The organism is Myxococcus eversor, from assembly GCF_010894455.1.
Taxonomy (GTDB): domain Bacteria; phylum Myxococcota; class Myxococcia; order Myxococcales; family Myxococcaceae; genus Myxococcus; species Myxococcus eversor.
The window spans coordinates 65810-75049 of record NZ_JAAIXY010000035.1; the positions used below are offsets into that span (position 1 = coordinate 65810).

The following is a 9240-nucleotide window of genomic DNA, read 5'->3' on the forward strand; positions in this document are numbered from 1 at the left end:
CTCCGAGGGCAGCGCTCAGCGCTGGAGGGCCGCGTGGACGCTGCTGGCGTCCGGCGGAGGAAGGGGCATGGCGCGCAGGAGCGCGTACCACTCCGTGAGGGTCGGCCTCTCCGCCAGCTCCACGAAGGTGACCTCTGCGCCCGCGCTCCGCCAGCGCTCCACCAGGCTCATCAGCCGGATGGAGTCGAGGCCGAGCTCGAGCAGGTTCGCGTCCTCGTTCAGCTCCAGCACGGACTGCTGCATCAGCTCCGCGACATCCGCGCGCACCTGGTGCTGACTCAGGCCGGGAGCGCCCTTGACGGCGGGCACGCCCAACGAGTCGATGACCTGCTGCGTGGTGGTGGTGACGGCGCACAGCTGCGACGCGTAGCTGAGCGCGAGCTGGTGATGCGCCAGGGAGAAGTCGCCCAGCGCATCCGCGACGAGGAAGGGCTGGATGTTGCTCATGAAGCCATCGCTGGCCGTCTGGAGGCAGCCGATGTGCGCGTAGATGCCGCAGATGATGAGCTGGTCCTTGCCCCGCGCGCGCATGACCTCCATCAGGTCCGTGCGACGGAACGCGCTGTAGGTCCACTTGGTGAGCTGGAGGTCACCTTCGCCGGGCGTGAGCGCGTCGATGATCTGCTTCTGGAGCGGACCGCCGTTGATGCCGCCCCCCCAGAAGTCGAGCAGCAGGCCGCGCTGCTCCGATGTCTGGCCGCCCGGCTGCGCGGAGTAGACGACGGGGATTCCCAACGAGAGGCAGTGCGCGCGCAGGCGCTGGATGTTGGGGACCAGCTCCTTCACGGGGGACTGGCCAGGGGTGAACGCCTCCACGAAGTAGCGCTGCATGTCGTGGATGAGCATCACGGCCCGCTTGGGGTCGGGCGTCCACGCGACCTTGTTCTTCGGCAGGTCGGCGGCACCGGGCATCGCGTAGGGGGTGATGGCGGGGAGCGCCATGAGGGGTCCTTTTCTGGAGCGAAGGAGAGGGGGAGGAGGTGTTTCAGCGGGGAGCGGTGGGGCGGCTCAGCGTCTCGCGGAGCGCCTTCTTGCTGACCTTGCCGACGCCCGTCTTGGGGAACGTCTCGACGAACTCGACCCGGTCCGGAATCTTGAAGGCCGCCAGTCCCCGCTCCCGCAGGAACGAGGTCAGCGACGTGGCGGCGGGAGGCGTGCCCCGGGGGATGACGAACGCGCAGGTGCGCTCGCCCAGGAAGGCGTCCGGCATGGAGACGACGGCCGCGTCGTGGACCTCCGGGTGGGCCAGCAGGTGGTTCTCCACCTCCTCCGCGGCCACCTTGTCGCCGCCCCGGTTGATCTGGTCCTTCGCCCGGCCCTCCACCACGAGGTAGCCGTCCGCGGTCATCCGCACCAGGTCTCCGGTGCAGTAGAAGCCATCGGAGGTGAAGGCCCGCGCGTTGTGCGTCTCCGCCTTGTAGTAGCCGCGGATGGTGTACGGCCCGCGCGTGAGCAACTGGCCCGTCTCGCCCGTCGGCACGTCGTGGCCGTCCTCGTCGACGATGCGGACCTCGTCGTCGACGCAGATGGGCCGGCCCTGGGTGTTGACGATGCGCTCCTCGGAGTCGTCCAGGCGCGTGTAGTTGACCAGGCCCTCGGCCATGCCGAAGACCTGCTGCACGGTGCAGCCCAGCGTGGGCTTCACGCGCGCGGCGGCCTCCGCGCTGAACCTGGCGCCGCCCACCTGGAGCACGCGCAGGCTGGACAGGTCATGCCGGCGCGCCTTGGCCGCGTCCAGCCACACCATGGCCAGGGGAGGCACCAGCGCGGTGATGGTGACCTTCTCCTGCTCGATGAGCGGGAAGGCCACGTCGGGGCTCGGGTGCAGGGCCAGCACGGAGGTGCCGCCCGCGTAGAATGTGCCGAACACGCCCGGCGAGCTCATGGGGAAGTTGTGCGCCGCCGGCAGCGCGCAGAGGTACACGCTCGACGTGTCGAGCTGGCAGATCTCCGCGCTGGCGCGCAGGCTGTACAGGTAGTCGTCGTGCGTGCGGGGAATCAGCTTGGGCACGCCCGTGCTGCCACCGGAGAGCTGGAAGAAGGCCACGTCGTCCGGACGCGGCTCCGTCAGCGCCACCGGCTCCGCGGCGTACAGGCTCTCCAGCGAGGCGAAGGGCCCCGCGTCGCCCACGACGATGACGTGCTGGAGCGACGGCGTCTTCGCCTTCACGCTGGCCGCGAGGGTGCGGTAGTCGAAGCCGCCGTGACGGTCGGCGATGACATAGGCGACCGCCTCGGTGAACTCGCAGAAGTAGCCAATCTCGGAGGCGCGGTGCGCGGGCAGCGCGAAGACGGGCAGGGCCCCCAGGCGGAAGAGGGCGAAGCACACCTCGTGGAACGCGCCGATGTTGGGCAGCTGCACCACCACGCGATCCCGCGACTTGATGCCCAGGCTCTTGAGGCCCGAGGCCAGCCGGTCCACGCGCGCGTCCAGCTCGCGGTACGTCCAGCGCTCCTTGCCCGACACCAGCGCGGTGCGTTCGCCATGACGCTCGGCGCGCTCGCGCAGCATCCGACCGAAGGTCTCACCCTTCCAGTAGCCCGCGCGGCGGTAGCGCTCCGCCTGGTCCTGCGGCCACGTGGGGCAGCCCGGCAGCCGGGAGTCGCCCTGGCTCACGGCTTCACCTCGACGCCCTGGCCCAGCCCCATCGCGACCAGCATCGTCCGGAACTTCGCCTCGGTCTCCGCCAGCTCCGACTCCGGCTTGGAGCCCGCGACGATGCCCGCGCCCGCGAACAGCCGCAGCGAGTTCTCGTCGGCCTCCGCGCAGCGGATGGTCACCGCCCACTGGCCGTCACCATTCACGTCGCACCAACCCACGGTGCCCGTGTAGTAGCCGCGCTCGAAGGGCTCGATGTGGCCGATGGTCGCGTGCGCCAGCTGGGTCGGGTAGCCACAGACGGCCGGGGTGGGGTGGAGCGCGACGGCGAGCGTCAGCGACGTAATCGACGGGTCCGCCAGCTCACCGACGATGCGGCTGGACAGGTGCCACATCGTCTGCGTGCTGACGAGCGACGGCTTCGCGGGCACGTCCAGCGTCTCGCAGAACGGCCGCATCGCCTCCGCCACCGCGTCGATGACCACCGCGTGCTCGTGCAAATCCTTGGGGGACTGGAGCAGTCCCGCCGCGCGGGCCTGGTCCTCCACCGGGTCCGGGCTTCGCGGAATCGAGCCCGCCAGCGGGTTGGCCAGCACCTGCATCCCCGAGCGCGACACCAGGAGCTCCGGGCTCGCGCCAATCAGCGTGCGCCGGCCCTCGCCGGGCATCATCCCCGGACGCGTGGGCAGGTCCGCCGCGAAGGTGTAACCAGACGGGTTGCGCCGGGCCAGGTTGTGCAGAAGCCGCTGCAGGTCGATGGGCGTCGTGGCGCTCAAGTGGAGCGAGCGCGACAGCACGACCTTGCGCAAGGGGCCGCTCTCCATCAGCTTCAGCGCCTGCGCCACGCCGTCCAGGTACGCGGCCGGCTCCGGCACGGGCTGCACGGTGTAGCGCGTGGGCACGCCCTGATACGGCATCGCCACGTCGTCGAACACCAGCGGGCCCGCGCGCTGGATGGTCATCGGCACCACGAGCTGCGCGGGGACGCTCCCGTCGAAGGGCACCGCGCCCACCGCCACCGGGATGTCATGGTCCGCCTGGCGCGCCTCGCTGAGCACCGCCGCCACGCGCTCGGGCAGCCGCTCCAATGAGCTGGCCCCGCCCACGTGCGGCACGGTGGCGAACGTCCCCTGCGCCAGCAAGGTGCGGCGAGGCGAGGCGAAGAAGAAGGAGGAGCCCGCTTCGTAGTTCTCGAGCAACTGCGCGGCCAGCTTCTGGGGTGCCACTGCGCGTTCGGTCGTCTTCACGGCCAACCTCCTGTTCCGAGCGCCAGTCCCACGGTGCGGGCATCGCCTCGGAGCGAACTTTGAACTTGATACCGATCCTGATAATCATTCTCAAATTAGGCCCGCACGAACCCACCTGGATGCGGGCGGGGGAGGGGGATGCTGAGTCAGACGCCCAGCGTGGCGCCGCCGTCGACACAGAGGTCGTGCATGGTGATGTGGCGGGCGCGGTCGGAAGCGAGGAACTGCACGGCCTCCGCGATGTCTCGGGGGCTGGCGATGCGCCGCAGGGGGATGCCCACGCGAAAGGTCTCCGAGGCTCCGGCGATGACCGCGTCCGCGCCGTGCTCGTCCTTCCACATTCCCCGCTGCATGGCCGTGTCGGTGGAGCCCGGAGACACCACGTTGCAGCGGATGCCGTACTGGGCCAGCTCCAGGCCCAGGCACTTGGTGAACATGGTGGAGGCTGCCTTGGACGCGGCATACGCGGCCATCTGCATCCGGGGCGTCCCCGCGGCATTGGAGCCAACGGTGACGATGACGCCCGAGCGGCGCGGCACCATGCGCCGGGCCACCGCGCGTGAAACATGGAACACGCCGTTCGTGTTCACGCCGAAGGTCGTCGCCCAGTCCTCGTCGCTCAAGTCCACCACCGGAGCCATCCGCAGCACGCCCGCCACGTTGACCAGCGTGTGGATGGGGCCCAGCTCCCCCTCGATTCGCTCGACGACGGTCTCCACCGCGGCCGCGTCGCTCACGCTGACCGGCCACGCCGTGGCCTTCTGGCCCTTGCCGCGCAGCTCCGCCACCAGCGACAGCAGCCCCTCCGCGTTCGTGTCGAGCGCGGCGATGATGGCCTCGGGAGCCAACACCCGAGCGACTTCGGCGCCGATGCCTTGCGCGGCACCCGTCACCAGTGCCACTCGCGGTGTGTCTCCCATCCAGCCCTTCGCTTTCTGGAACCCGGGGGTCCACAGGGAAAGAGGAATAATGAGAATGATTCTCATTATTGGGCGACTAGTGCCATGCGCGACCCGTCGTGTCAAGAGTGGTGAGACCCGGGGGCGAGTGTGTCGCCTGGTCCATCCCGACAGGCTGGGGCGGGAAACCCCTTAGCACCTGGGGGCATTCGCCTTTTGAACGCATTCACTGCGACACGGATTGAGCCCACGTACGTTTGTCATGCATCTCCACAGAGGGGGCCGCATGGCGCGACTGGCTTTTCCACACCCGTTTTCGACCCCTCGGACCTCCCCAGACGCGTCTGGGGAATTCGCGGAATCATCTCCGCGCGTCGGGGCGACCATTTCCGCGCCGGAGGCGTCCCCGGTCGGCGCCGCTCCACTCCCCGTGTGGACGCGGTTCCTGCCCGCCGGGCGCGTGGTGGTGCGCGAAGGCGACCCGGGCTCGTCCCTGTTCGTCATCCTGGAAGGCAAGGTGGGGGTGTACCGCGAGGGAGGAGCTCGCGAGGCGCGCATGGTGGGGCACCTGACGAGCGGAGGCTTCTTCGGGGAGCTGTCGCTGCTGACGAACTGCCCGCGGACGGCGAGCGTCGTCACGCTGGAGCGAACGGTGCTGCGGGAGCTGTCGCGGACGGGCCTGTCGCTGATGGGCGCGCGCCACGGGCTGGTGGCGCCGGTGGTGGCCATGCGGGGTCGGGAGCGGCTGCTCGCGGACGCGCTGAGCGGCAGCGCGCTGTTGAACGAGCTGTCACCAGAGCTGTGGACCCATCTGGGGAGCGCGCTGGAGCCCTGCTCGGTGGAGGCCGGAGCGCAGCTGCTCACCTATGGAAGTCCGGGCGAGGCGCTCTTCATCCTGCTGCGAGGCCGCTGCGGTGTCTTCCACACGCACGCGGACGGACGCACCACGTCGTATCCGGACATGGTGGAGGGAGACCTCTTCGGTGAGGTCTCCCTGCTGCGAGGGCGCCGCGCCACCGCGACGGTGAAGACGCTGACGCCCTGCACGCTGCTGCGGTTGGACCGGGAGGTGTTCCGCAAGCACTTCTGGGGGCAGGCGGAGATGCGCCGCGCGCTCGTGAGGCTGGGGATGCAGCGCATGCACCGGACGATGGAGGTCATCACCCAGCCCGCGGATTGAGGGCCTACAGCGCGTAGCCGAGCGTCACGCCGAGCACGTGCGCGGAGCCGGAGTAGTTGCCTTCCATTCCCGGAGCGGTGCTCTCCGTGTCCGCGAGGAACACGAACTGGTAGCCCACGTCCGCGCGCAGGCCGGAGGTCATGGTGTAGCCCGCGCCGATGGCCACCTTGTAGCGGTCCGCGTCCGGCAGGTCCGGCGTCAGCGTGTCGGAGGGGCTGGGGGACAGGTCCGCGACCAGGCCCGCGCGCGCCTGGAGCTGGGGCGTGACGGAGTACTCGGCGCCCAGGTGATACTTCACCTTCGTCGACCACGTCTTGGCGATGGGGTTGTTGAGCGCGGGCGTGTCGGGGAACTCGATGGCCAGCGCCTCGAAGCTGGACCAGTAGGTGACCTGGGCGTCCAGCGCCACGGTCAGCCGCTCCACCGGATAGATGGACAGGCCGATGGCGAGCGTGGCGGGGAAGGTGACGTCCGCGCTCACGCGCTGGTCCACCATGCGCTGCTGGAACTCCACCGGGATGTTCTGGAAGTCGGCCTGCCCCTCGAACGTGACTGCGACGGAGCTGCGGTAGTGCACGCCCAGCGTCAGCTCACCGGGCAGCAGCTCCGCCTGGAGCCCCGCGTTGAAGCCCACTCCCCACGCGCCGCCGCCCAGGTGGACGGCTCCCTCGCTGTCCAGGAAGTTCAGCGCCCGGCGGATCTCCACCGTGGAGCGCACGACGTCCACGCCCGCGCCCACGCGGATGGCGTCATGGAGCTGATACGCGACGGTGGGGTTGATGTAGTACGCGGCGAGGTTCGACTGCTGCCCGCGGAAGCGTCCCACGAAGTCGTCCTCCCAGTTGCTGCGCGCGCCATAGGGCGCGTAGGCCCCCACGCCGAACGCGAGCTTCTCGAAGGGACGAAACACCGCGAAGACATGCGGCGGCGGTGACAGCGTCAGCTTCTGGCCCTGCGTGGAGCCGCCCGTCGGCGTGAACTTCAGGTTGGGGAGGATGCCGGTGTCTCCCACGGTGATATCCAACGTCTTCACGCCGAGGATGTTGGCCGCGTTGGAGTAGATGGCGGACGAGTCTTCAATCCACGCCGTGGCCGCGTTGCCGAGGCCCGTGGCGCGAGCGCTCTGCGTGTCGATCTGAAACCCCGCGGCCTGGCTGGCGCCTGCGGCGAGGAGCGTCATGAGTGAGAGCGTTGTCTTCATGGTCGGTTTGAATCGCGCACTATAGGACAGTCTGCTTTGGCGCAGTGCGCTGGGCATCCAGGCTTGGAACAATTTTCCGGATGCCGGGCCCTGAACGATGCATCCCCGGGTCAGTCGCACACCACGCGCCCAAGTGTGAACCGGTCACCCTTGGTAGGGGGGTGCGTGCATTTACCCAGGTTTTATCAGTAAGACTTGTTTTACCTGGACTCCCCTCTCCAGGGCCCTCCCATGACCCAGCCACGCTCCCAGGACCTCCTCGTAGAGCGAAGCGTCACCCGTGCGGTGGAACCCCGCACCGACACAGAGCGTGCCGTCGCGCACATCTGGAGTGAGGTGTTGAACATCTCGCAGGTGGGCGCGCTCGACAGTTTCTTCGAGCTGGGTGGCCACTCGCTGTTGGCGACACAGGTGCTCTCGCGCATCCGGACGTCGCTTCGGGTGGAGCTGTCGCTGCAGGAGATGTTCGACCTGGTGACGGTATCGGCGCTGGCGGGACGTATCGACGCGCTGGTGGCGTTGCAGCCCGGCGAGGAGCTGGAGCCGCTTCACGCATCGCGCGGGGAGCGGCCGTCATCGCTGGTGCCGTGCGAGCGGCAGGCGGAGTTGTCCTTCGCGCAGCAGCGGCTGTGGTTCCTGGACCAGTACGCACCGGGCAGTCCGCTCTACAACCTGCCGGCGGCGTTGCGGCTGGAAGGCACGCTCGACGTGGCGGCGCTGGAGCGCGCGTTCACGGAGCTGGTGTGTCGACACCAATCCTTGCGCACGGTGTTTCCCGCGCGAGATGGCCGGCCGCTCCAGGTGGTGGCTCATGCGGGCAACGCGCCCATGGCCCTGGAGGTGGAGGACCTGCGCTACCTGCCCGAAGTGGAGCGCGAGGCCATCGCCCTGCGCGCCGTGCGCGAGGAGGCGCGGCGCCCGTTCGACCTGGTCCGGGGGCCGCTCCTGCGCGCGCGGCTCCTGCGCCTGTCGGAGCGCGAGCACATGGCGGTCGTCACGATGCACCACATCATCTCGGATGCGTGGTCCATCTCCGTGCTCATCCGGGAGGTGGTGGCGCTCTACGAGGCGTTCATCGCGGGCAGGCCGTCGCCACTTCCGGAGCTCTCCCTCCAGTACGTGGACCATGCGGTGAGACAGCGCGAGCGGCTGCGGGGCGAGGCGTTGGAGCGACAGCTCACGTGGTGGCGGCAGCAGTTGGAGGGGGCCCCGCCCGCGCTGGAGCTTCCGACGGACCAGCCTCGTGTCGCCGGGGCATCGAACTCGGGGGCGGTGCTCAAGGTGGAGCTGCCGGTGGGGCTGGTCCGCATGCTGCGTGGCTTCTGTCGCCAGGAGGGGGCCACGTTGTTCATGGGACTTCTCGCGGGGCTCCAGGTGTTGTTGTCGCGGTACTCGGGGCAGGACGACATCTGCGTGGGCGCCCCTGTCGCGGGACGTACCCTTCCGGAGACGGAAGGGTTGATCGGCTTCTTCGTGAACACGCTGGTGTTGCGCACGAAGCTGGACGGAGACCCGACGTTCCGCGAGCTGCTGGGACGCGTGCGCGAGACGACGCTGGGCGCGTACTCACACCAGGACGTGCCGTTCGAGAAGCTGGTGGAGGTGCTCCAGCCGGAGCGCCAGCCCAAGCGCACGCCGTTCTTCGAGGTGGCGCTGGTCCTGGTCAACACCCCCATGGCGGCGTTGGAGAGCCCGGGACTGCGCTTCCGTCCGCTGGACGTGGACAGCGGCACGTCGAAGTTCGACTTCACGCTGACCTTGCGCGAGACGTCGACGGGACTTTCCGGGACGCTGGAGTACCGCACGGACCTCTACGAGTCCGCGTCCGCCGAGCGACTGGTGACACATCTGGAGCGCGTGCTGGAGCGGGCGGTGATTGCACCCCAGCTGCGCCTGTCGGAGTTGTCCCTCGTGACGGAACTGGACCGGCGGCTCGTGCTGGACAGCTGGAACGCGACGTCCGTCGAATCGCGAATCGAGGTCTGCGCGCACGAGTGGGTGGAGGCGCAGGCGGCGAGGACGCCAGAGGCGGTGGCGGTGGTGTTCGAGGGGGAGCGACTGACGTACGCGCAGCTGGAGAAGCGAGCGAATCAGCTGGCGTGGCACCTGGGGGC

Annotated in this window: 7 protein-coding genes; 2 read left to right on the top strand and 5 right to left on the bottom strand. The window is 69.2% G+C overall.

The window, feature by feature from the left end; genetic code table 11:
- Nucleotides 1-15: 15 nt before the first annotated feature.
- The 4 genes from G4D83_RS43515 to G4D83_RS43530 all read right to left on the bottom strand — a co-directional run bounded on the left by G4D83_RS43515 (nt 16) and on the right by G4D83_RS43530 (nt 4766).
- Nucleotides 16-942, bottom strand: a complete 927-nt coding sequence (locus G4D83_RS43515) for an isochorismatase family protein (RefSeq protein WP_163870862.1) — start codon at nt 940-942, stop codon at nt 16-18.
- A gap of 43 nt (nt 943-985) precedes the next feature.
- Entirely contained in the window at nt 986-2617 is a 1632-nt protein-coding gene (locus G4D83_RS43520) for a (2,3-dihydroxybenzoyl)adenylate synthase (protein ID WP_163870863.1), read from the bottom strand.
- On the bottom strand, nt 2614-3846 hold the full coding sequence (gene dhbC, locus G4D83_RS43525; RefSeq protein ID WP_163870864.1) for an isochorismate synthase DhbC: 1233 nt from the start codon (nt 3844-3846) through the stop codon (nt 2614-2616). Before dhbC ends, G4D83_RS43520 begins: the two co-directional genes overlap by 4 nt.
- A gap of 146 nt (nt 3847-3992) precedes the next feature.
- On the bottom strand, nt 3993-4766 hold the full coding sequence (locus G4D83_RS43530) for a 2,3-dihydro-2,3-dihydroxybenzoate dehydrogenase (RefSeq protein WP_163870865.1): 774 nt from the start codon (nt 4764-4766) through the stop codon (nt 3993-3995).
- A 409-nt stretch (nt 4767-5175) separates the two neighbouring features.
- Here G4D83_RS43530 and G4D83_RS43535 point away from each other — a divergent pair, with 409 nt between their 5' ends.
- Entirely contained in the window at nt 5176-5925 is a 750-nt protein-coding gene (locus G4D83_RS43535) for a cyclic nucleotide-binding domain-containing protein (RefSeq protein WP_240357153.1), read from the top strand.
- A gap of 4 nt (nt 5926-5929) precedes the next feature.
- On the opposite strand, the gene G4D83_RS43540 is transcribed toward G4D83_RS43535, so the two are convergent.
- Nucleotides 5930-7105 (bottom strand): OmpP1/FadL family transporter, encoded by a 1176-nt coding sequence (locus tag G4D83_RS43540; protein ID WP_275902423.1) that lies wholly within the window; start codon nt 7103-7105, stop codon nt 5930-5932.
- Nucleotides 7106-7465: 360 nt separating this feature from the next.
- Here G4D83_RS43540 and G4D83_RS43545 point away from each other — a divergent pair.
- A partial coding sequence (locus G4D83_RS43545) for a condensation domain-containing protein (protein ID WP_240357154.1) occupies nt 7466-9240 on the top strand: 1775 nt, incomplete at its 3' end.

Coding starts and splice junctions, on each gene's coding strand:
- G4D83_RS43515 (WP_163870862.1), bottom strand. CDS start 942: ATGGCGCTCCCCGCCATCACCCCCTACGCGATGCCCGGTGCCGCCGAC.
- G4D83_RS43530 (WP_163870865.1), bottom strand. CDS start 4,766: ATGGGAGACACACCGCGAGTGGCACTGGTGACGGGTGCCGCGCAAGGC.
- G4D83_RS43540 (WP_275902423.1), bottom strand. CDS start 7,105: ATGACGCTCCTCGCCGCAGGCGCCAGCCAGGCCGCGGGGTTTCAGATC.